Source organism: Wenzhouxiangella sediminis (assembly GCF_003410055.1).
Classification (GTDB): domain Bacteria; phylum Pseudomonadota; class Gammaproteobacteria; order Xanthomonadales; family Wenzhouxiangellaceae; genus Wenzhouxiangella; species Wenzhouxiangella sediminis.
In genome coordinates this window covers 17,137-37,071 of sequence record NZ_QUZK01000048.1, presented here as the reverse complement: position 1 = coordinate 37,071, position 19,935 = coordinate 17,137, and the positions used below count along the sequence as shown (strand labels likewise).

The following is a 19,935-nucleotide window of genomic DNA, read 5'->3' as shown; positions in this document are numbered from 1 at the left end:
GCAAAAGAGGCAGGATAATGCACCGTCACCGGTTTGACCACCGGCGTTCATGGGCCCGCGGCGTCGTGTTCGCGCTCGCGCTGCTGCCGAGCCTGGCTTTCGCGGCGGTTTTCTGGTCGGTCACCGACGAGGCCGGTCGACAGAACTGGTTGCTGGGCACCATGCACAGCGAAGATCCGCGCCTCCTGGAGTGGCCGGCCCCGCTGGTGGACGCGCTGACCCGGGCCGACCGGATCGCGCTGGAACTGGTGCCGGACGCCGGCATGCTCGAGCGACTGCGGCAGGCAATGGTTTCGAGCGAACAATCGCTCGACGAGGTGCTGGAGCCGGCGCTTCATGATTGGGTGGTGAGCGTGCTGACCGAGAAATACGGAATGACGGAGCCGGCCGTCAACCGCATGAAGCCCTGGGCCGTGGCCCTGACCCTGGCGACCCGGCCGCCCGAGACGGGCATGTACATGGACCTGATGCTCTCCTACCGGGCGCAGGGTGCGGGTCTGGAGGTGGTCGCGCTGGAGACCATCGACGAACAAGTCGATTTCCTTGCCGGCATGCCGCTCGATGACCAGGTCAGCCTGATTCGGGCGACGGTCGCCGATCACGACGCCTACGAGGCCGTCTTCGACGAGCTCGTGTCGGCCTACGTGGACGGTGACCTGGATCGACTGGACGCAGTAGCTGAAGAGCAGATGGCCGGCCTGGAAGAGCACATCGGGCGCTATTTCGACGAGCAGGGCCTCGATGCGCGCAATCACCGCATGCTCGAGCGGGCGGAACCCTGGTTGGCCGAAGGCGGGCTGATCATCGCCGTCGGTGCGCTGCACCTGCACGGGCCCGATGGGCTGGTCGCACTGCTGCGGAACCGCGGCTGGAAGGTCGAGGAAATCTACTGAGGCAGGGTGCCGAGCACGATCCCCCGGTCGCGCAGACGCTCGAGCATGGTCGCTCCGGACTGCACGATGGTCGCCGGGTCCGGCGCACGCATCTCCTCGGCGATTCTCTCCAGTACCGCCCGTCCGGCCAGCTCGGGCTGCCGATCGATGAGCTCCAGAAGTCGCGCGGTGACGGCGTTGAGCTTCATGAAACCGAGGCGATCGTCGAACTTGCGCCAGGCGGCCAGGATCAGCGGCTGCTCGAGCGGCGTTTCAGGCCGGTTCCCGGGTGAGATCTCGTGAACCGGCCAGCTGTACTGCGCCAGGCGCAAGGTGGGGTTGAGGGCGATCCGGGCGGCCAGAAGGTCCCCAGCGGTGTCGCAGGCAACCGCGCCGGGGTCGGCTTCGGCCAGCCGCACGCGGGTCTCGAGAAACTCCCAGTGAGCCAACTCCAGCGCGAAGGCCGGCAGACCGTCGGACTGTCGTTCCTCGAGAAAGCGTACGAATTCCCGCCCGATCTCGGTGAACATCGGGGTGGTCGAGCGATGATCGACCATGAACTCGCGAATCAGCGACTGCCAGCGCTCGCGGTCGACCAGCTTGTAGAGCACCGGGAAATTCTTCGAGAACAGGTTGTTGAGGTTGCCGAAGAACAAGCGGCGGTAGATCGCGAGTCGTCGCTCCTCGAGGCCTTCGGGCGCCGCCACGCGGGCCGGATCGCGGAGATGGCCCGCAAACTGCCGCTGCAGGGCGAGCAGGCTCTCAGGAGGCGAATTGCTGTCGCGCTGCGGGGGCATGATCGTCCTGGAATCGGCGGATCTGCGAGACTTCGGCCAGCAATTCCCCGACCGGCGGGAAGTTGAAGTCGCGCTCGAGCAGGGTCGGCACGGCGCCCAGTCGCCGGTAGGCCTCGGCCAGGAGCTGCCAGACCGGGTCGATCACCGGCGCACCGTGGGTGTCGATGATCAGGTCCTCGGCCTCGTCGTGGTGGCCGGCGACGTGGATGTAGGCGACGCGCTCGGCGGGCAGGCCGGCGAGAAATTCGTGGGGGTCGTAGCGGTGGTTGACGCTGTTGACGTAGATGTTGTTGACGTCGAGCAGCAGCTGGCAGTCGGCCCGCTCGAGCACGGCGTTGATGAACTCCAGTTCGCTCATCTCCGCACCCACGGTCGTGTAGTAGGAAATATTCTCGACCGCGATTCGGCGTCCGACGATGTCCTGTGTTTCGCGAATGCGCGAGGCGACCCAGTCGACGGCTTCCTCCGTGAACGGGATGGGCATCAGGTCGTAGAGGTGGCCGTGCTCGGAACAGTAGCTCAGATGTTCCGAATAGCCGCGGATGTCGTGCCGGTCGAGAAAGCGGCGGACGCGCTCCAGAAAGCCGCGATCGAGCGGTTCGGGAGCGCCGAGCGAAAGCGACAGGCCGTGGCAGACGAAGGGGAAACGCTCGGTGTATTCGGCGAAGCGGCGGCCGAGGCGGCCGCCGACGCCGATCCAGTTTTCGGGGGCAACTTCCATGAAGCCGACCTCGGAGAGATCGGCTTCACGAAGCGGTTCGAGCAGGCCTCGTCTGAGGCCCAGCCCGGCCCCGCTCAGATCGAAGGTCGATGCTTGCGGCATCGGTCAGTCGATTCAGGCGCTGCCGCAGGACCCTTCACCGCAGGATCCCTCGCCGCAGCTGCCTTCCTCGTCCTTGTCGTCGTCATGGTGTTCGTCGTCGCTGTCCCCTTCACCGCAGCTGCCTTCGCCGCAACTGCCTTCTTCATCCTTGTCCTTGTCTTCGCCGCAGTTGCCTTCACCGCACTTGCCTTCGCCGTCCTTGTGGTCGTCGGCGGAGACCTGGAAGCCGGCCGGCAGGTCTTCGGCCTGGAAGGGATCGATGCTGGCGTCCTGGGAAGCCAGCGCGCTCAGGGAAAACGAAGCGGCGGCAACGGTGCTGATCGCGGTCAACAGGTATTTCTTGTCGGACATGACGGGTTCCTCCACGGATGCAATAAGAGAGAACATCGAAACTTGATGTTCGTCAATACTCTAGCACTTCACCGTTAAATATTTGCTAGGTGGACTCACCTATCGAAGTCAGCTGCCCACCGGCTGCGTTTCTTCGAAATACCGTCCTTTCTGGCGCCATCGGCACAGGTCGTAGACTGGACATTGACCGCACAGCGGCTTGCGCGCCTTGCAGGTGTAGCGGCCGTGCAGGATCAGCCAGTGATGGGCATCTTTCAGATAGGCTTCGGGGACGCGCTTGAGCAGGGCCTTCTCCACCGCCAGGGGCGTCTTGCCCGGAGCCAGCCCGGTGCGGTTGGCGACCCGGAAGATGTGCGTGTCGACCGCCATTGTCGGCTGGCCGAAGGCGGTGTTGAGCACCACGTTGGCGGTCTTGCGGCCCACGCCGGCAAGCGCCTCGAGCTCGGCCCGGTCGTCCGGCACCACGCCGTCGTGCTTGTCCACCAGGTCGCGGCAGGTCTTGATGATGTTCTTCGCCTTTGAATTGAACAGGCCGATGGTCTTGATGTAGTCCTTCAGGCCGTCCTCGCCCAGTTCGAGAATCTTCTGCGGCGTGTTGGCGACCGGGAACAGGCGTCGGGTGGCTTTGTTCACACCAACGTCCGTGGCCTGGGCGGAGAGGATGACGGCCACCAGCAACTCGAAGGGCGTTTCGTATTCCAGTTCAGTCGTCGGGTGGGGGTCGAGTTCCCGAAGCCGGCGAAAGAATTCCTCGCGGTTGGTCTTGTTCATGGTGTGGTCGGCTCGGCGGTCGATGGGGCAGGGCGGGATTTTACGCCGGCTTCCCGCGACCGATTGATCAGGTGCTGCCTGGCGGCCACCAGCAGGCCGAGGCCGATGAAAGCGCCCGGCGGAAGCACGGCGAGGAGCAGGCCCTGCTCGAAGGGGAGAACCGGGATGGTCCAGCCCGCGGCCGATTCGCCGAACAGCATTTCCGCTCCATCGAACAATGTGCCGCGACCGACAACCTCGCGGCCGGCGCCGAGCACCACCAGGACGGCGGCGAAACCGGTGCCCTGGGCGAGGGCGTCCACCAGACTGGGGCCGACCGGCTGCCTTGAAGCAAAGGCCTCGGCCCGGGCCAGGATGGTGCAGTTGGTGACGATCAGCGGCACGAAGATCCCCAGGCTGCGGCTGAGCTCGTGCAGCCAGGCCTGCATCGACAGGTCGATGGCGGTAACGGTCGAGGCGATGATCAGTACGAAGGCCGGAATGCGGGTTTCCGGCCGCCAGGTGTGGCGCAGAGCAGAGACCAGCAGGCTGCTGACGACCAGCACGATCAGCGTCGCCAGTCCCAGCCCAAGGCCGCTGACGGCCGTGTTGGAAACCGCCAGCAATGGACAGAGGCCGAGCAACTGCACGAGGCCGGGGTTGTTGTCCCAGAGACCGTCGCGCCAGATTCGATTGATGTCAGTCATTCCCGTCGGATGGTCCGTTGGCTTGGGTTTCCCTGCGCAATGCGTCCCCTCGCGACTCGAACGTGAGCAGGATGCGCTTGATGGCGTCGACTACGGCCGCCGAGCTAATGGTAGCGCTGGTGACGGTGTCGAAAGCGCCGCCCCTTCGGTCGGGCGCCCACTCCTCGGCAGGCGGGCGACCCAGGGACCTGCCGTCGAACTGTGTCAGCCAGTCGCTCTTGTCGTGCTCGATGCGGTCGCCCAGGCCGGGTGTCTCCCTGTGTTCGAGGATGCGCGAGCCGAGTACGGCGCCGTCGGCGCTTACGGCGACCAGCAGCCTGATGTCGCCGCTGTAGCCGTTCGGTGTCACCACGTCGACCACGAGCGCCGTCGCATTGCCGGACAGCCGGGCGGTGTAGGCCGTTGCTTCATCGAGACCGGGGATTTCGATTCGTTCTGCCGTGTCGAGCAAGTCGTTGTCGTAGCGACCCTCGGGCAGCATGGCTGAGACCGCCCGCAGCGCGTGATCCCGGCGCTCGTGGGCGATCCGCTCCCCGGTCAGGGCGTTCAGTCCGGCCAGCAACAGCGCCGCGACCAGGCCGAGCGCGCCGAAGACGGCCAGGGCCGGTGCTAGGGTTCTGCTCTCCTTCATGAAAGGCCCACCTCGAAAGTCACCCTCCCCATTCTAAGGAAGCCTCGACGAATGCGGATGTGCACTGCATCATTAGAAGTTGCGAATTTATTGATCTGTGTCACCGGGTTCGGTTTGGCTGGATTCTAGACTTCCAGTCCAGAGTTGTATGGGTGCAGGCGCTTGATCGGCGGGCTTTTCGGCCGTCGAGCTTTCATCGAAACCCGAGATATCAAACTTTATTTGCCATCCGGCGCTCAGGAGGGTTTTCAATGATCAATTCCAGGTTTTCGGCCGTGATCCTGGTGACCGCTATTGTCGGCGCGTTGTCGCCGTCGACGGCGTTTTCCCAGGCGGGCGATTCGATCAACCGCGACATCAACCAGAACATCACCCTGGATGCGGGGCTTCTCGAAATCGACGGAGTCCAGCATTCTCCGGAAGCGGAACACGTTTTCGTCAAGTACCTGAGGGAATACGTGCCCGCCCAGGCCTCCGACGGGACGGCCAGCAGCGTGCCCTACACCACCGACGACGAAGCGACCACGGTCAAGACCCGGACGGTGGCAAAGCCGGTCGTCAGCGCCTTTCTCTACGGCGCGGTGGCCGGCGCGGAGCCGGTCGGCGACGAGAATGCCGGCGGATTTACCGGCAAGGGCAAGCGCGACGCCTATGCCGGCATCAGCCTCGACGACGGCCAGACCTGGAAGACCACCAACCTGTCCGAATCTGCGGCGGAATTCGCCACCTCGGTGCCCGCCTATCCCGGTGATGTCACCAATATCGTGCACGCGGTCGCCGGGCGGCATATCGCGGTGGCCTGGCAGAGCCGCTACTGCTCGTCCGGATCGCCTGCATACACGCTCGATGACGGCACCACGCCGACACTCAGCGCCGTCGCGACCGAATTGGGTATCGACCCTGCAGCCGATCTGTACCTGACCGATGTATTCGGAGTCGCCGGCTCCCAGGGGCTGGTCGACTACGACGCCCAGGGCTATCCCACGGTCGGAGTCGTGCCGTATCACTGCCTGTGGACGGCTCGCGGCGTGCTGGTCGAAGGGGATGATCCCCGCACCGGTGATGCCACGGAGGCCTTTCACGTGGTCTGGTACAAGCCCGAGCGCCTGACCTCCGGCCGCCGGGACGTCAATCGCGTGGAAATCGCTTTCGTCAAGGATGCGGGCGTCGTGCTCACCTGGCAGGAGGATCCCGGTGGTCTGCTGCCCGGTTCCGGGGAGGGCCCCGGCGAAGGCTGGAGCGGCGCCATCGCGAACAATCAGACCGACATCTGGTACAGCTTCCTGCCGGATGCGCATTTCGAGACCGTTGACGATACGGGCACGGCGGTCGACCTGCCGACCTACTGGCCCGCCAATACCGAAAAGCCGAAGCCCTTCGTTCCCTTTGCGGTGCCCATGCGCATGACCAACAATGCCCGCTGCACGGGCAGCGGCGACGGCACCGGCGGTGTCCCCCTGTACTGCACCGCCGATGCGCTCGATTTCGGCCTCAAGAACCAGTGCGTCGACACCGTGGTGATTCCGACCGGGCAGGGCAGCGGCACCACCGAAGTCTGCGTCAGCGAGGACGGGCTTCCCAACGTAGCCAATACCGCAGCGACCCGGCCCCGCGTCTCCCTGCAGGCGCGCACGGACGAACTCGGCAACACCATCGGTGCCTGGGTCGTCGTGATCGCAGAGGAAAGCAAGGGGCTGGGCCGCTTCTTCTTCAAGGTCGGCGAGACCGGCGTCGAGACCGCCACTCCCTGCAACGAGGGTGAAGCCGACTGTGAAACGGCCGACATCGGCAAGAACGTCTGGTACTTCTCCTTCGAAATGGGGCAGCCGCAGACCAGCTCGGATCTCAGCGAGACCGGCCTGGTCAAGAACCTGGTCGCCCAGGGCAACATGCTCAACCAGCCGGAGATCGATTGGCGCACGGGCGAAACCTTCCCGAGGATGAGCACCGTGGACATGTGGGACTTCACCGGCGTGACCAGCGGTACCGATTACAACTTCGACCTCTACCGGACCGAAATCGCCCGCCGAGGCAGCCTGCTGGTGCAGCCCCGCTCGGGCGCAGACGCAGCCGGCAGCAACCTCACGGCACTGCCGCTGTTCAAGCAGGGTCTGATGCAGCAGGGCGGTCCGGCCGACATCATGGCCCGTCGTATCGTTGACGCCGGGGCGTCCGCCAACCCGTACGACTTCAACAACCTCGTCTGCGCGGAGCGGCTCTACATCGACGACTCGAATCCCTACTATCCCAAGGGGATCTGCAACGACCCGGCGATCAATCTCTCGGGCGTGACGCCGGAGAACTGCGCGACCGGCGGTGGCGGCGACAACGATGCCAGCGACGGGGTGTGTCCGACCATCGACGAGAGCGGTATCGCCAGCGATACCCCGGACGACCAGACCGTCTTCGACAAGATGGAAACCTGGGCGCAGTGCCCGGGATCCCCGCTGTGCGGCACCTTCCCCGAGTCGGTCGCGCTGGGCAGTAACCTGGACGACCAGAGCTGGTACAACCCGCTGGACGTCGCCAAGGGCCACCGCGGCTACATCTGGAACGACATGGTCGTGGTGATGTACGCCTGGTCGCCCAACTGGAAGCGCAATACCAGCGGCAGCGATCGCTACGAGCTCTACATCCGCCGCTCATTCGACGGCGGCCGGACCTGGACGACCACCCCCGCGGACTGGGGATCGAACGAAAGCGGGTTCGGCATCGGCACCACGACCTGCGAGTTCATGCGCGACGGCGCAACGGCTCCGGATTCGACCCAACGCTGCACCTACTATCCGCCGGGTGCACCGGAGCAGGCGCGCAACGTCTCGCAGCTGCAGGGCTCGGAAACCGGTACGTCGACTTACAAGTTCACCATTCTCGATCCGCGCTATGCGCCGGATCCGCCGACGATGAAGACCATCGGCACCGAGGGCGACGGCTCCTACGACTACGACTCCGACGAGTTCAATCCGACCCGGTTCTTCGTCGTCTACGAAACCGGCGACAACACGACGGTTGTCGATGGCGAAGCCGAGGCGCTGGACCTGTTCTTCGGGCGGGCCGTTCGCTACGGTGATCACTACCAGGTGACGGCCGACGAGCACGACATGGAGAAGACCTGCCTGCCGGGACCGACCATCGGCGGAATCTTCTGCAACGAGTTCGAAAGGCTCACGACCGGCTCGGACGTTTCCGCAGAAGAATCCAGCCTGACGATGAGTCCGGCCGGGGACACGCTCTACTCGACCTGGGCTCAGTTCACGACTGCCGAAGTGACGTTCCCCGATCCGCTGTCGGACGCGAGCTATGCCCGCGTCTGGTACACCGACGAGAACTTCGACTGGTTCTGGGAGCCGACCGATCCGGTCGACGATCCGGTGATGGGCGACCCGCCGCCTCCGACGGACCTGATCTTCTCCGACCGCTTCGAGCTGCTCAACAGCCAGTTCTGAGGCACCCTCAAGCGCTGAAACCGGGCGCGCAGCGGACACCGCTGCGCGCCCGGCTCTGTATAGGTGCGTGCTGATTCTGGAGTGACTCCGCGGCATCGCATCGCTGCGCCACCTTCGGCGCCGCCGACGGGGCGAGAGGCGGCAAGCTCAGTCGCCGCCTGGATGCGATGATTCCTTACGGGAGCGGTAGTGACCGTAGGTGCGAGGCCGCGTAAGGCGGTCGACCAAGGGGGCTGCCATGTTCATCAGCAACACGGCGAAGGCCACGCCGTCGGGGTACCCGCCCCAGCGGCGGATGGCCAGAGTGAGGACGGCGACGCCGGCCCCGAAGAGGAGTTTGCTTCTGGGCGTGCTGCAGCCGCTGACAGGATCGGTGGCGATGAAAAAGGCGGCGAGCACCAGGGCGCCCGAAAAGACATGTTGCATCGGCGAGGGGTTGGTGTCCGGGCCGAGCAGCCATAACGGCGTGGACACCAGGATGGTCGTGGCGATGACGGCCACCGGGACGTGCCAGGAGATGACCCGTCGCCACATCAGGTAGAGCCCGCCCAGGGCGTAGAAGTTTGCGATCCATTCCCAGCCCAGCCCCCCGAAGTCGCCAAAGACCGGCGAATTTCGAATCTCGCCGATTGCCAGGTTTTCGGTCACGCCCGTCCGAAGTCTGTCGAGCGGCGTGGCACCGGTGACCGCATCCCAGTTCAGCGACTCGGGCAGGCCTCCGGTCAAGATCGCCTGCGCGGTCTCGGCCAGGCCGGGCAGCCCGGGGGAGAGTTGTCGTGGCAGCAGCCAGTGGCTCAGTTCGAGCGGGAAGGCGACGATGACGGCGGCGAAGCCCACCATGGCCGGATTGAACAGGTTGTAGCCGAGGCCGCCGTAGAGATGCTTGGCGATGACGATGGCGAAAACCATCCCCACGGCGGTGACCCACCAGGGCGCCAGCGGCGGCATGCACAGGGCGAAGAGCACGCCCGTGACCACCGCGCTGTAGTCCGACAGGAAGGGCTTGAGCGGTCGATCCCGCAGCTTGAGCATGGCGGCTTCGAGTCCCAGCGCGAAGCCGACCGCCAGGACGAGCTGGAAGAGAATGCCGTAGCCGAAGAACCAGACGTGCGCGACCACGGCCGGTACCAGGGCACAGAGCACCTGTCGCATGACCCCGCTCACCGTAGTCGCGGGCGGCTGAAAGGGCGCCCCGGAAGTCGCGAACCTCACGACCGCCTCCGTCGGCTCGAAGGCGATGCCCCTGAAGCCTGAAACCCGAAACCTGAAACCTCTTCCATCCCCGGCGTCGGCCCCTCGAACCGCCATGGCCGCTTAGTCATTGCCACCCTCCTTCTTGCGCTTCGCTCGCTCGATGGCGGCCTGGATCTCGCTTTTGGCGTCCGTTTCGGATCGCTTGAGCTTCTCTTCGCGTTCCTGTCGTTTGGCCCGGCGCGCTTGTCTTTCGCGCTCGAGTCGCTCCTCGCGTGCTTCGTAGCGGCGCTTGGCCAGGGCGGCGCGGCGGCGATCGAGCCGGCGGCGGGTCAGCTCGTCCTTGCCGTGCTTGTAGAAATCGACCAGCGGAATGTGGCTGGGGCAGACGGCTGCACAGCAACCGCACTCGATGCAGTCGGCCAGGTCGTAGTCGGCCGCGTCGTCGTAGTTTTCGGCTTCGACCAGCTTGAACAGGGTCTGCGGCAGCAGCCGGGCGGGGCACACCCGCACGCATTCGCCGCAGTTGATGCATGGCAGGGTCGGCTGCGTCGGTGCCGTCTCCTCGCGGGTCAGGGCGAGCACGCAGTTGCTGCCCTTGGTGACGGGAATCTCGTCGCTGGGCAGTGCCGTACCCGACATCGGTCCGCCGAGGACCAGGCGGGTGACGCCTTCGCGATAGCCGCCGGCGGCCTCGACCAGGTGGGCGAAGGGTGTGCCGACGAGCGCCAACAGGTTGCGCGGATCGGCAATCCCGGGCCCGGTGACTGTGACGATGCGCTCGACCAGGGGCCGGCCCTCGACGACGGCGTCGCGGGCCGCCGCGGCCGTGCCCACGTTGTGCACGACCACGCCGAGGTCCTGGGGCAGACCGTCGTGCGGTACTTCCCGGCCGGTCAGCGCCTGGATGATCTGGCGCTCGCCGCCTTCCGGGTAGATCGTGAAGACCTTGCGGATACGCACTCGTCTTTCGGCGCCGAGCGCGCTGCGCGCCTCGCGCAGCTTCTCCTCGACCAGGCCCATGCGGTCCTCGATGGCGATGACCACTTGCCGCGCACCGGCGGCATGCGCCAGGATCAGCCCGCCCTCGACGACATCCCGGGCCCGCTCGCGCATGAGCATCTCGTCGCAGGCGATCCAGGGCTCGCATTCGGCGCCGTTGAGAATCAGGGTATGCAGCCCTGACCAGCCGCCGCGCAGCTTGGCTGCGGTGGGAAACATGGCGCCACCCAGGCCCGCCAGCCCCGAGCGATGCAGGTGATCCACGATTTCGTCCGCGCGCCGTTCCTGCCAGTCCTCGAGGGGCTGTCGCGGGGCCGGGCGGTCCTCGCCGTCAGGCACCAGCACGATGGTTCGGCGCATGCTGCCCGGCGGCATCGCGGCGGGGTAATCGATGACGCCTTCGATCGTTCCGGACGTCGGCGCATGTTCGGGCACGATGAAGTCGTCGCCCGCTTCCGTCAGGGCCTGGCCCTTGAGGACATGTTCGCCCGTCTCGACCAGCGTCCGCCCGGTTTCACCCTGGTGCTGGCGCATGGCGATGAACAGGCGCTCGGGCAGGGGCGGCCGCTCGACGGGGTGCTGGCAGGCCGTCTGCTTGTGGTGCTGGAGCTTCAGGCCGCCGTGGAAACCGTGGATGCGATCGCCGGGCAGGGCATCATCCATGCGCGGCCTCCCGGACCTTCAGCGGGATCGGATCAGGACGCGGCCAGCGCCAGGGTTCGTCCTTTGCGACCAGGTCGATGCAATCGACCGGGCAGGGTTCGATGCACAATTCGCAGCCGGTGCATTCGGCCTCGATGACGGTGTGCATCTGGCGCTGGGCGCCGAGAATGGCGTCGACCGGGCAGGCCTGGATGCAAAGCGTGCAGCCGATGCAGCGGTCTTCGTCGATGACGGCCACCATGGGCGGCTTGTGCTCGCCGCGCGTCTCGTCGAGCGGCTTGGGTTCGACGCCCAGCAATTCGGCCAGCATCTTCACGCCGTCTTCGCCGCCGGGCGGACACTGGTTGATGTCGGCCTCGCCATCGGCGACGGCCTGCGCGTAGGGGCGACATCCGGGATAGCCGCACTGGGCGCACTGGGTCTGCGGCAGGATCCCGTTGATCCGCTCGACCAGGCTGCCTTCGTCGGGCGCCAGGCGGCGGCCGAGCCAGAGCAGCAAGGCACCGATGCCCAGCACCAGGGCGGTCAGGGTCAGGATCGCGGAGACCATGGCGTCATGATAGTGCGAGTGGATCGGTCGTGTGGCCGTTGATCTGGGACAAACCCTGGCCAGGTCTTTTGTAAGACAATGAATCGCGACAACTTCGACGGAGAGCGAACGCTATGAAGGAAACCGACAAGACGACGTTGCCCATCGTGCAGATCGCGCGCGACAACGACGAGTTCCGCAAGGTGATCTGGACCGGTGAGAAGAGTCAGGTCGTCCTCATGGCCGTGCCCGAGGGCGGCGAGATCGGCGGTGAGGTGCACGAGGGTCACGATCAACTGCTGTGGTTCGTCGACGGCGAGGGCGCGGCCAAGATCGGAGACCGGGAGGAGTCCGTCAAGGCCGGCGATCTCAGCATCGTGCCTTCGGGCACCTGGCACAATTTCAAGAACACCGGCTCGGGAATGCTGAAGCTCTATACGACCTACTCGCCGCCCGAGCACGAACCGGGAACCGAGCACGCGACAAAGGCGGACGCCTCCTGAGCCACCCGGGGTTATTCGAGCGCCGGCCACTGGCCGGCGTCGATCGTTGCTCGGTAGGCATGCCAGGTCGCATGGCCGATCAGCGGCAGCAGTACCACGAATGCCAGCCAGGCCGTGGCCGCGCCGATGAGCACGCACGAGACGATGATGGCCGCCCACACTGCCATCGCCCCCTTGTTTCTCAACACGGCGTTGACCGAGGTCACGATCGCCGTGACCGTGTCCGTGCGCCGATCCATCAGCATCGGCAGCGAGAAGGCGCTGGCGGCGAAGACGAAGGCGCTGAATACGGCCCCGACGGCGGTGCCGACGGCCAGGAAGGGGGCAAGGTCGGACCAGCTCGGGTCCTCGGTCGGCGGGAAGAAAACGTGCACCATCGTCGCCGCCCGCGCCCAGACGAGGAAGACGACGGTGAGAATCACGGCAAATACCAGGGCATTGCCTACTGCAGTGGCCGCGTCGCCCATGCTGCGGGCGAGGCTGACCCGGCGCCCGGCTTCGAGCCGACGACTGATCGAATAGAGCGTCAAAGCGAGCCAGGGACCCACGAAGACGAATCCCGACACCAGGCCCAGGTACAGTCCGATATTGCCGAACAGCCAGGTGGCGGCGGTGATCGAATAGCTCAGCAGCAGCATGACCGCGCCGTAGCACAGGCTCTGTCTCGCCGCGGCTCGCAGGTCGGCCCAGCCCAGGCGTAGCCATCCGAACGGGGCGGAGGCCCGCAATTTGCGGCACGGTGCCGCAAAGGGCAGTTCTTCCGGAGCGGGCGAATTACGTTCGCCTGGATCGTTCATCGTCAGTCGCCGCGGTCGGCCAGCCCTCGCTCGATGCGCTGGAGGCTGTCGCGGATTTCCGTCAGCAGGGCGAGACTCTCGCCGCTGGCCGCAGCCGCACCCGATTCGGTGGGTTTGGCCCCCTGGCGCATCCCGTCATCGTCATCCTGGTCGCTGATGCGGTCGCGCTGGTTGAGCACGGCGTCACGGAAGTCGTCCACATCGCGAATGCCGACCACCGAGACCAGGGCGCCGCCGGACGATTGCCCGGCCGTCTCGACTTTCATTCCCTTGAGGTCGAACAAGCGCATCAAAGGGCCCTGGTAGAGGGCCAGGTCGGTCACCTTCTCCAGCGGGATGCTCTTTTCCTCGACGTTGAGGATGCCCCGGCGGACCTTCAGGTCGCGCCGTGTCAGTACGATCTCCAGGCGCTCGTAGTAGCGTTTGGTCAGCCACCAGGCAAGCGGCAGCACGATCGGCATCAGCGGAATCGTCACCACCATGAACAGGAGCAGGAAGAACACGCTCCAGGTCTGGTAACGAACGACCTCGGGCATGATCTCTGCCTGCCGCAGAACCGGACTGCGTTGCGTCATGATTCCCTCCGTTTTGTCCGATGCCTGAAGTCCGGGACTCGACCTCAGCCCTCAGCCTCAGCCCCGCCGGGCACGATCCGCAGGACCTGCCCTTCGGGCTGGTCGGTGACCAGGTAGATCGCGCCGTCCGGGCCGGTCTTGACGTCGCGCACGCGGCTGCCGATCTCCAGCCATTCTTCCCCGACGACCCGGGCGTCCTCGATGACCAGTCGTGAGACGAGCTGGCTGCGCAGCCCCCCGACGAACAGGTCGCCTTGCCAGGCTGCGAAGGCCTCGCCGTCGTAGAAGTCCATGCCGGAGGGTGCGATGACCGGATCCCAGAAGTACACGGGCTGTTCCATGCCCTCGGCTTCGGTGCGGCCCTCGTAGACGTCGCCGCCGCGGTACTCGATGCCGTAGGAGATGGTCGGCCAGCCGTAGTTCTTGCCCGGCTCCGGCCGGTTGAGCTCGTCGCCGCCGCGCGGGCCGTGTTCCACCGTCCAGAGCTGTCCCTGGGCGTCCCTGGCCGCGGCCTGGATGTTGCGGTGCCCGTAAGACCAGATCTCCGGTCGGTTCTCCTCATGGCCCACGAACGGATTGTCCTGCGGCACGGAGCCGTCGAAGCTCAGGCGAACCACGGTGCCGATGTGGTTGGTCGGGTCCTGTGCGTTCCGGCGAACGGGGTGGCCCTGGCGGTCGCCCATGGTCAGCCACAGCGTATCCTCGTCCTGGAAGACGATGCGGGAGCCGTAATGGCCGGTGGATTCCACGGCCGGCTGCTGGCTGAAGATGACCTCGACGTCCTCGAGGGCGGTGCGGTCTTCGCTCAGGCGAGCGCGAGCGAGGGCGGTGTTGTTCGTTCCGTCGTCGTGCGGCTCCGAGAAGCTCAGGAACAGGGTGCGGGTCGACTCGAAGTCGGGTGCGATGGCCACGTCCAGAAGGCCGCCCTGGTTGCGATTGTCGACTGCCGGCACGCCTTCGACGGGTTCGGAGACGCTGCCGTCGGCGCCGACCACGCGCAGGCGGCCGGGACGTTCGGTAACCAGCACCGCGCCGTCGGGCAGGAACTCGATGGCCCAGGGGTGCTCCAGGCCGCGGGCGACCGTCTCGATGGACCAGTCCGTGCTGTCGGCAGGAATCGGCGCGCGGGTCTGGCCGGCAAACGCCGACTCCAGGTGCGGCGCTTCGCGGTCGCGGGTCTCCTCGGTCCGGGCGGGTGCCGCCGCGTCCGCCGCGGTTTCCTGCTGCCCGGAAGTCGATTCCTCGGGCGCTTGCTCGGCCGTGATGCTGCCACCCGCATCAGACGCCGTTGCATCTTCGTCGATGCTCGTGTCGGTCTCGGAAGTGCATGCGGCCAGCGCGATGAGGCTGATAGCGATCAGGATGCTTCTCATGACAGATTCCCTCCCGGGGGACAAACCGGTAATGCCAGTATCTTAGCAGTCAGCGGTTACAGCTTCGCGAAGCCGGCGAAGCCCATGAAGGCCAGAGCCATCAGGCCGGCGGTAATCAGGCCGATGGGCGCACCGCGGAAGCTCTCCGGGACGTCGGCCATGGCGATGCGTTCTCGCGCGGCCGCGAGAACGACCAGCACCATGCCGAAGCCCAGCGCGGCGCCGAATCCGTAGAAGGCCGACTCGACCAGGCTGTGCTGTTCGCGCACGTTGAGCAGCGCGACACCGAGCACGGCACAGTTCGAGGTGATCAGGGGCAGGTAGACGCCGAGGACGCGGTGGAGTATCGGCGCCGAGTGTCGCATGTAGAGCTCGGTGATCTGCACCAGCGCGGCGATGACCAGGATGAAGGCGATGATCCGGAGGTATTCCAGGCCCAGGGGGTCGAGCAGCCATTCGGTGATCAGGAAGCTGGCCACCGAGGCCAGCGTGAGCACGAAAGCGGTTGCCACGGCCATGCCGAAGGCGGAAGAGACGCTGTTGGACACCCCCATGAAGGGGCACAGGCCCAGGAACTGGACCAGCACGAAATTGTTGACCAGCGCGGCCGATATGACGATCAGCACCAGGTCCATTGTTCAGGCAAATCTTGGAACCACGGAAGACACGGAATGCACGGAAAAAACGAGAAAAAATCCTTTATGTGACTTGGGTGTTCGAAAACCCTGAGCATTCATCGGTTTTTCCACTCTTTCGGGCGACGGCTGTATTCCCTGAACTCCGTGTCTTCCGTGGTTCCGGTTCTAAGGTTATTTGATCCGCATTCCGGGCTTCGCCCCGCTGTCGGGCGAGAGCAGGAACGGCCTGCCGTCTTCGCCGCTGGCGGCCAGGACCATGCCCTCGGAGACGCCGAAACGCATCTTGCGCGGCTCGAGGTTGGCCACGACCATGGTCAGGCGGCCGTCCAGGTCGGCCGGGTCGTAGTGTCCACGAATGCCGGCCAGGACCTGCCGATTGCCCATCTCGCCCAGGTCGAGCTGCAGCCGCAGGAGCTTGTCGGCGCCCTCGACCTCTTCGGCCTTCTCGATGCGAGCCACGCGCAATTCCACCTTCATGAAGTCGTCGAACTGGATCATATTGCTTGCGTCTTCTTCCTTTTGCTTGTTGTTTCCGGCGCGCGCCGGTGCTTCCGTCTCTTCCAGCGATTCGCGGCTGGCCTCGATCAGGGCGTCCGTGTGTTTCTCCTCGACGCGCTGGAGGAGCGGCTTGAACTTCCGGATCTCGTGGTCGAGCAGCGGGTCGCCCACCAGGCTGAAGTCGTCCAGGCGCGTGTTCAGGAATTCGGCCGCCTTCTCCGCGGTCAGCGGGATCACCGGCGACAGCCAGGTCATCAGGAGGCGGAACAGGTTGAGCGCCTGGGTGCAGATGGCGACCACTTCTTCTTCGCGGCCCGCTTCCTTGGCCAGCTTCCACGGTTCCCGGTCGTTGATGTAGGCGTTGGCCTCGTCGGCCAGCGCCATGATGCGCCGGATCGCGGCGTGATAGTTGCGATTCTCGAAGTCATCGATCACCGCCAGGTGCTCGCCGACGAAGCGTTGGTGCAGCTCGGGGTCCGGCAATTCCGAAGCCAGCTTGCCGCCGCCGAGCTTGTGGATGAAGCCGGCCGAGCGGCTGGCGATATTGACCAGTTTGCCGACCAGGTCGGAATTGACGCGGTAGCGGAAGTCCTCGAAGTTGAGGTCGATGTCGACCAGGCCGGAACCCAGCTTGGCGGCGAAGTAATAGCGCAGGTAGTCCGGGTGCAGGTGCTCGAGCCAGGTGCGCGCCATGATGAAAGTGCCGCGCGACTTGGACATCTTGGTGCCGTTGACGGTCAGGAAGCCGTGGGCGTAGACCCCGTCGGGGCGCTTGAAGCCAGCGCCCTCGAGCATCGCCGGCCAGAACAGGCAGTGAAAGTAGATGATGTCCTTGCCGATGAAGTGGTGCATTTCGGCGTTCGAGCCGGGGCGCAACCAGTCTTCGAAATCCCAGTCGTGGCGTTCGCACAGCTCCATGAAGCTGGCCAGGTAGCCGACGGGCGCGTCCATCCAGACGTAGAAGAACTTGTCGTCCGTGTTGGGAATCCGGAAGCCGAAGTAGGGCTTGTCGCGGGTGACGTCCCAGTCGCGCAGGCCGTCGGTGAACCACTCGTCGAGTTTGTTGGCGACTTCGTCCTGCAGGGCGCCCGAGCGCATCCACTCCCTGAGACTGTCGCTGAAGGCCGACAGCGTGACGAAGTAGTGCTCGGTCTTCTTCATCACCGGCGTCGTGCCGGAAACGACCGACCGCGGATCAAGCAGTTCGGTCGGGTCGTAGGTGGCGCCGCAGGCCTCGCAGGAATCTCCGTACTGGTCTTCGGCGCCGCAGCGCGGACAGCTGCCCTTGATGAAACGGTCGGGCAGGAACATTTCGCGTTCGGTGTCGTAGTACTGCTCGATCGTTTCGGTGCGCACGGCGTCGCGATCCTTGAGCGATGACCAGATGCGCTCGACCAGCTTGCGGTTGGTGTCGGTATGCGTCGACGAGAAGTTGTCGAACGAAAGCGCGAAGTCCTCGAAGTCCTTGAGGTGCTCTGCGTGCATGCGCTCGATGAGCTGCTCGGGCGTGATGCCTTCCTTTTCGGCGCGCAGCATGATCGGCGTGCCGTGGGCGTCGTCCGCCCAGGCGAAAACCACGTCATGGCCCTTTGCGCGCTGAAATCTCGCCCAGATGTCGGTCTGGATGTACTCGAGCATGTGGCCCATGTGGATCGAGCCGTTGGCATAGGGCAGGGCGGCGGTGACCAGGATGCGGCGCGGGGTGGTCATGGTGTCGTCGCGGGTTGATTGAAGGCAGTCTGAAATTATCGCATGCGCTGGGATGGTTTTTTGGTTCGTTGGTTTTTTGGTGTTTTGGTTGATTCGGCAAACTGATTGCACTGCGGGGCGGCTGTGCCGCGAAACGGCCGCCGACAGCCGTTCCTTTTGCCGAACCAGCCAACCAGCCAACCAGCCAACCAGTCAAACCGGTACAATATCAGTCCTGTTTTGACGATGAGCTCCCAGGGCATGAACAACGAGGAAGGCAAGTCGCTTGTCGCCGCCATCGAGGATCCCAATACCGGGCGGCCGCTCGGTGATGGCGTACGCGGTGTGGTCATCCGCGACCGGCGCGCGGCCGTCGATATCCGGCTGTCCTATCCGGCCGCCGGCTGGAAGGACGAGTTGGCCGGCCTGGTCTCCGACCGGCTTCGCGCCGGCGGCGAGGTCGACGAGGTGACCGTCGACGTCGACTGGCAGATTCCCCAGCACGCCGTGCAGGGCGGGCTCGATCCGATCGAGGGTGTGCGCAACGTGATTGCCGTCGCCTCGGGCAAGGGCGGCGTTGGAAAATCCACGGTGAGCGCGAATCTGGCGCTGGCGCTGGCCGCCGAGGGCGCGACTGTCGGCGTGCTCGACGCCGACATCTACGGCCCGAGCCAGCCGCGCATGCTGGGCCTGGAGGGCGGTCCGAAGACGACCGACAACCGCCGCATTCTGCCCATGCGGGCGCACGGGCTGCAGGTCATGAGCATCGGCGTTCTGGTCGACACCGACCAGGCGATGATCTGGCGCGGCCCGATGGCGACCCAGGCCCTGCAACAGATGGTCTCCGAGACGCTGTGGGAGGGGCTCGATTATCTTGTCATCGATCTTCCGCCCGGAACGGGCGATATCCAGCTCACCCTGGCGCAGCGCATCCCGGTGGCCGGGGCGGTGACGGTGACCACGCCCCAGCAAGTGGCCGTCGACGACGTGCGTCGTGCCGTGGCGATGTTCAACAAGGTCAAGGTGCCGGTGCTGGGCGTGATCGAGAACATGAGCACGCACATCTGCTCCAACTGCGGTCACGAGGACCCGGTTTTCGGCCGCGGCGGCGGCGAGCGCATCGCCCGCGAAGCCGGCGTGCCCAACCTGGGCCAGCTGCCGCTGGAGTCGGAAGTGGGGCGCACGACCGACCGCGGCACCCCGATCGTGGTCGCCGAGCCGGATCATCCGGCCGCGATCCGGTTCCGGGAAATCGCCCGCCGCGTGGCCGGCCGCCTGTCGACCCAGTCGCGCGAGTCGAAGGTTCGAATGCCGAAAATCCGAATTACGGATTAGGTTTCAGGTTTCAGGTTTCAGGTTTCAGGCCTTGGGCAAGGTTACCCCACGCTGCCCCATGTACTTCCCTGCGCGGTCGGCATAGCTGGTCTCGCAGGGCTCGTCGGACTCGAGGAACAGGAACTGCGCCACGCCCTCGTTGGCGTAGACGCGGGCGGGCAGGGGCGTGGTGTTGGAGAACTCCAGGGTGACGTGTCCCTCCCACTCGGGTTCGAGCGGGGTGACGTTGACGATGATGCCGCAGCGCGCGTAGGTGGACTTGCCCAGGCAGATGGTCAGCACGTTGCGGGGAATGCGGAAATACTCGACCGTCCGGGCCAGCGCGAAGGAGTTCGGCGGGATGATGCAGCAGTCGCCGGTGAAATCCACGAAGCTCTTCTCGTCGAAGGACTTGGGATCGACGATGGCCGTGTTGATGTTGGTGAAGATCTTGAATTCGTTGGCACAGCGACCGTCGTAGCCGTAGCTCGAGGTGCCGTAGGAGACCAGCTTGCGCCCCTCGGCGGTGTGGCGGACCTGTCCGGGCTCGAAGGGCTCGATCATGCCGTGCTCCTCGGCCATGGTGCGGATCCAGCGGTCGGACTTGATGCTCATCGTCGGCGGCGGCTCACGTTGCGGCGTGCGAGCGCCGGATTATCGCACGACTTCGGGACGGGATTAGCGGCTGGTTGGCTGGTTCGCTTGTTGGCTCGTTTGCTGGTTCGGCATCGTCACCCAACGGTGGGCGGCATGGCCGCGTCAACGGTGCGGGCACGCGAATCAGCG

At 65.4% G+C, this 19,935-nt stretch carries 19 protein-coding genes; 4 read left to right on the top strand and 15 right to left on the bottom strand.

Annotation, left to right across the window (positions count from 1 at the left end; genetic code table 11):
- The first annotated feature begins 17 nt into the window (after positions 1–17).
- Positions 18–893 carry a TraB/GumN family protein gene (locus tag DZC52_RS13545; protein ID WP_181918957.1) on the top strand — a complete coding sequence of 292 codons (876 nt, stop codon included), beginning with the start codon at positions 18–20 and terminating at the stop codon, positions 891–893.
- Here DZC52_RS13545 and DZC52_RS13540 read toward each other — a convergent pair.
- The 6 genes from DZC52_RS13540 to DZC52_RS13515 form a co-directional block, all read right to left on the bottom strand.
- Positions 887–1,669 carry an HvfC family RiPP maturation protein gene (locus tag DZC52_RS13540; RefSeq protein WP_116651690.1) on the bottom strand — a complete coding sequence of 261 codons (783 nt, stop codon included), beginning with the start codon at positions 1,667–1,669 and terminating at the stop codon, positions 887–889. The two genes, DZC52_RS13545 and DZC52_RS13540, sit on opposite strands and share 7 nt — an antisense overlap.
- Positions 1,635–2,492 (bottom strand): HvfB family MNIO-type RiPP peptide maturase, encoded by an 858-nt coding sequence (locus DZC52_RS13535; RefSeq protein ID WP_116651689.1) that lies wholly within the window; start codon positions 2,490–2,492, stop codon positions 1,635–1,637. Before DZC52_RS13535 ends, DZC52_RS13540 begins: the two co-directional genes overlap by 35 nt.
- A gap of 12 nt (positions 2,493–2,504) precedes the next feature.
- Positions 2,505–2,843, bottom strand: coding sequence for an HvfA family oxazolone/thioamide-modified RiPP metallophore (locus tag DZC52_RS13530; protein WP_116651688.1), 339 nt, complete (start codon positions 2,841–2,843; stop codon positions 2,505–2,507).
- 108 nt (positions 2,844–2,951) lie between these two features.
- Positions 2,952–3,614 carry an endonuclease III gene (gene nth / locus DZC52_RS13525; protein ID WP_116651687.1) on the bottom strand — a complete coding sequence of 221 codons (663 nt, stop codon included), beginning with the start codon at positions 3,612–3,614 and terminating at the stop codon, positions 2,952–2,954.
- The gene (locus DZC52_RS13520; RefSeq protein ID WP_116651686.1) at positions 3,611–4,300 is read right to left on the bottom strand and encodes an electron transport complex subunit E; all 690 of its coding nucleotides are present in this window, start codon (positions 4,298–4,300) and stop codon (positions 3,611–3,613) included. The genes nth and DZC52_RS13520 overlap by 4 nt, the downstream gene beginning before the upstream one ends.
- Positions 4,293–4,931 carry an RnfABCDGE type electron transport complex subunit G gene (locus tag DZC52_RS13515; RefSeq protein WP_116651685.1) on the bottom strand — a complete coding sequence of 213 codons (639 nt, stop codon included), beginning with the start codon at positions 4,929–4,931 and terminating at the stop codon, positions 4,293–4,295. The genes DZC52_RS13520 and DZC52_RS13515 overlap by 8 nt, the downstream gene beginning before the upstream one ends.
- A gap of 251 nt (positions 4,932–5,182) precedes the next feature.
- On the opposite strand from DZC52_RS13515, the gene DZC52_RS13510 reads away from it, so the two are divergent.
- Positions 5,183–8,377 carry a sialidase family protein gene (locus tag DZC52_RS13510; protein ID WP_116651684.1) on the top strand — a complete coding sequence of 1,065 codons (3,195 nt, stop codon included), beginning with the start codon at positions 5,183–5,185 and terminating at the stop codon, positions 8,375–8,377.
- A 147-nt stretch (positions 8,378–8,524) separates the two neighbouring features.
- Here the strand turns inward: DZC52_RS13510 and DZC52_RS13505 are convergent, their stop codons facing one another.
- The 3 genes from DZC52_RS13505 to rsxB form a co-directional block, all read right to left on the bottom strand.
- Positions 8,525–9,589 (bottom strand): RnfABCDGE type electron transport complex subunit D, encoded by a 1,065-nt coding sequence (locus DZC52_RS13505; protein ID WP_116651718.1) that lies wholly within the window; start codon positions 9,587–9,589, stop codon positions 8,525–8,527.
- Between the two features lie 102 nt (positions 9,590–9,691).
- Positions 9,692–11,233 carry an electron transport complex subunit RsxC gene (gene rsxC, locus DZC52_RS13500; protein ID WP_116651683.1) on the bottom strand — a complete coding sequence of 514 codons (1,542 nt, stop codon included), beginning with the start codon at positions 11,231–11,233 and terminating at the stop codon, positions 9,692–9,694.
- Positions 11,226–11,783, bottom strand: coding sequence for an electron transport complex subunit RsxB (rsxB, locus tag DZC52_RS13495; protein ID WP_116651682.1), 558 nt, complete (start codon positions 11,781–11,783; stop codon positions 11,226–11,228). The genes rsxC and rsxB overlap by 8 nt, the downstream gene beginning before the upstream one ends.
- A 113-nt stretch (positions 11,784–11,896) precedes the next feature.
- Between rsxB and DZC52_RS13490 the strand changes: the two genes are divergently transcribed.
- On the top strand, positions 11,897–12,265 hold the full coding sequence (locus DZC52_RS13490) for a cupin domain-containing protein (protein ID WP_116651681.1): 369 nt from the start codon (positions 11,897–11,899) through the stop codon (positions 12,263–12,265).
- A gap of 11 nt (positions 12,266–12,276) precedes the next feature.
- Here DZC52_RS13490 and DZC52_RS13485 read toward each other — a convergent pair whose 3' ends face one another.
- The 5 genes from DZC52_RS13485 to metG all read right to left on the bottom strand — a co-directional run bounded on the left by DZC52_RS13485 (position 12,277) and on the right by metG (position 17,856).
- Positions 12,277–13,062: a DUF2189 domain-containing protein gene (locus tag DZC52_RS13485; RefSeq protein WP_116651680.1), complete on the bottom strand. Its 786-nt coding sequence runs from the start codon at positions 13,060–13,062 to the stop codon at positions 12,277–12,279.
- A 2-nt stretch (positions 13,063–13,064) separates the two neighbouring features.
- On the bottom strand, positions 13,065–13,637 hold the full coding sequence (locus tag DZC52_RS13480) for a PH domain-containing protein (RefSeq protein WP_116651679.1): 573 nt from the start codon (positions 13,635–13,637) through the stop codon (positions 13,065–13,067).
- Between the two features lie 44 nt (positions 13,638–13,681).
- Entirely contained in the window at positions 13,682–15,010 is a 1,329-nt protein-coding gene (locus DZC52_RS13475; protein ID WP_116651678.1) for a PQQ-dependent sugar dehydrogenase, read from the bottom strand.
- A 56-nt stretch (positions 15,011–15,066) separates the two neighbouring features.
- Positions 15,067–15,645 (bottom strand): electron transport complex subunit RsxA, encoded by a 579-nt coding sequence (gene rsxA, locus DZC52_RS13470; protein ID WP_116651677.1) that lies wholly within the window; start codon positions 15,643–15,645, stop codon positions 15,067–15,069.
- A gap of 174 nt (positions 15,646–15,819) precedes the next feature.
- Positions 15,820–17,856 (bottom strand): methionine--tRNA ligase, encoded by a 2,037-nt coding sequence (metG, locus tag DZC52_RS13465; RefSeq protein ID WP_116651676.1) that lies wholly within the window; start codon positions 17,854–17,856, stop codon positions 15,820–15,822.
- A 225-nt stretch (positions 17,857–18,081) separates the two neighbouring features.
- On the opposite strand from metG, the gene apbC reads away from it, so the two are divergent.
- The gene (gene apbC, locus DZC52_RS13460; RefSeq protein ID WP_245960831.1) at positions 18,082–19,170 is read left to right on the top strand and encodes an iron-sulfur cluster carrier protein ApbC; all 1,089 of its coding nucleotides are present in this window, start codon (positions 18,082–18,084) and stop codon (positions 19,168–19,170) included.
- Positions 19,171–19,194: 24 nt separating this feature from the next.
- Here the strand turns inward: apbC and dcd are convergent, their stop codons facing one another.
- On the bottom strand, positions 19,195–19,764 hold the full coding sequence (gene dcd, locus DZC52_RS13455) for a dCTP deaminase (RefSeq protein ID WP_116651675.1): 570 nt from the start codon (positions 19,762–19,764) through the stop codon (positions 19,195–19,197).
- Between the last annotated feature and the right edge of the window lie 171 nt (positions 19,765–19,935).

Bases quoted from the DNA above. Each gene is read 5' to 3' on its own strand.
- DZC52_RS13545 (WP_181918957.1), top strand. From the start codon at position 18: ATGCACCGTCACCGGTTTGACCACCGGCGTTCATGGGCCCGCGGCGTC.
- DZC52_RS13540 (WP_116651690.1), bottom strand. From the start codon at position 1,669: ATGCCCCCGCAGCGCGACAGCAATTCGCCTCCTGAGAGCCTGCTCGCC.
- DZC52_RS13535 (WP_116651689.1), bottom strand. From the start codon at position 2,492: ATGCCGCAAGCATCGACCTTCGATCTGAGCGGGGCCGGGCTGGGCCTC.
- DZC52_RS13530 (WP_116651688.1), bottom strand. From the start codon at position 2,843: ATGTCCGACAAGAAATACCTGTTGACCGCGATCAGCACCGTTGCCGCC.
- nth (WP_116651687.1), bottom strand. From the start codon at position 3,614: ATGAACAAGACCAACCGCGAGGAATTCTTTCGCCGGCTTCGGGAACTC.
- DZC52_RS13520 (WP_116651686.1), bottom strand. From the start codon at position 4,300: ATGACTGACATCAATCGAATCTGGCGCGACGGTCTCTGGGACAACAAC.
- DZC52_RS13515 (WP_116651685.1), bottom strand. From the start codon at position 4,931: ATGAAGGAGAGCAGAACCCTAGCACCGGCCCTGGCCGTCTTCGGCGCG.
- DZC52_RS13510 (WP_116651684.1), top strand. From the start codon at position 5,183: ATGATCAATTCCAGGTTTTCGGCCGTGATCCTGGTGACCGCTATTGTC.
- rsxC (WP_116651683.1), bottom strand. From the start codon at position 11,233: ATGGATGATGCCCTGCCCGGCGATCGCATCCACGGTTTCCACGGCGGC.
- rsxB (WP_116651682.1), bottom strand. From the start codon at position 11,783: ATGGTCTCCGCGATCCTGACCCTGACCGCCCTGGTGCTGGGCATCGGT.
- DZC52_RS13490 (WP_116651681.1), top strand. From the start codon at position 11,897: ATGAAGGAAACCGACAAGACGACGTTGCCCATCGTGCAGATCGCGCGC.
- DZC52_RS13485 (WP_116651680.1), bottom strand. From the start codon at position 13,062: ATGAACGATCCAGGCGAACGTAATTCGCCCGCTCCGGAAGAACTGCCC.
- DZC52_RS13480 (WP_116651679.1), bottom strand. From the start codon at position 13,637: ATGACGCAACGCAGTCCGGTTCTGCGGCAGGCAGAGATCATGCCCGAG.
- DZC52_RS13475 (WP_116651678.1), bottom strand. From the start codon at position 15,010: ATGAGAAGCATCCTGATCGCTATCAGCCTCATCGCGCTGGCCGCATGC.
- rsxA (WP_116651677.1), bottom strand. From the start codon at position 15,645: ATGGACCTGGTGCTGATCGTCATATCGGCCGCGCTGGTCAACAATTTC.
- metG (WP_116651676.1), bottom strand. From the start codon at position 17,856: ATGACCACCCCGCGCCGCATCCTGGTCACCGCCGCCCTGCCCTATGCC.
- apbC (WP_245960831.1), top strand. From the start codon at position 18,082: ATGAGCTCCCAGGGCATGAACAACGAGGAAGGCAAGTCGCTTGTCGCC.
- dcd (WP_116651675.1), bottom strand. From the start codon at position 19,764: ATGAGCATCAAGTCCGACCGCTGGATCCGCACCATGGCCGAGGAGCAC.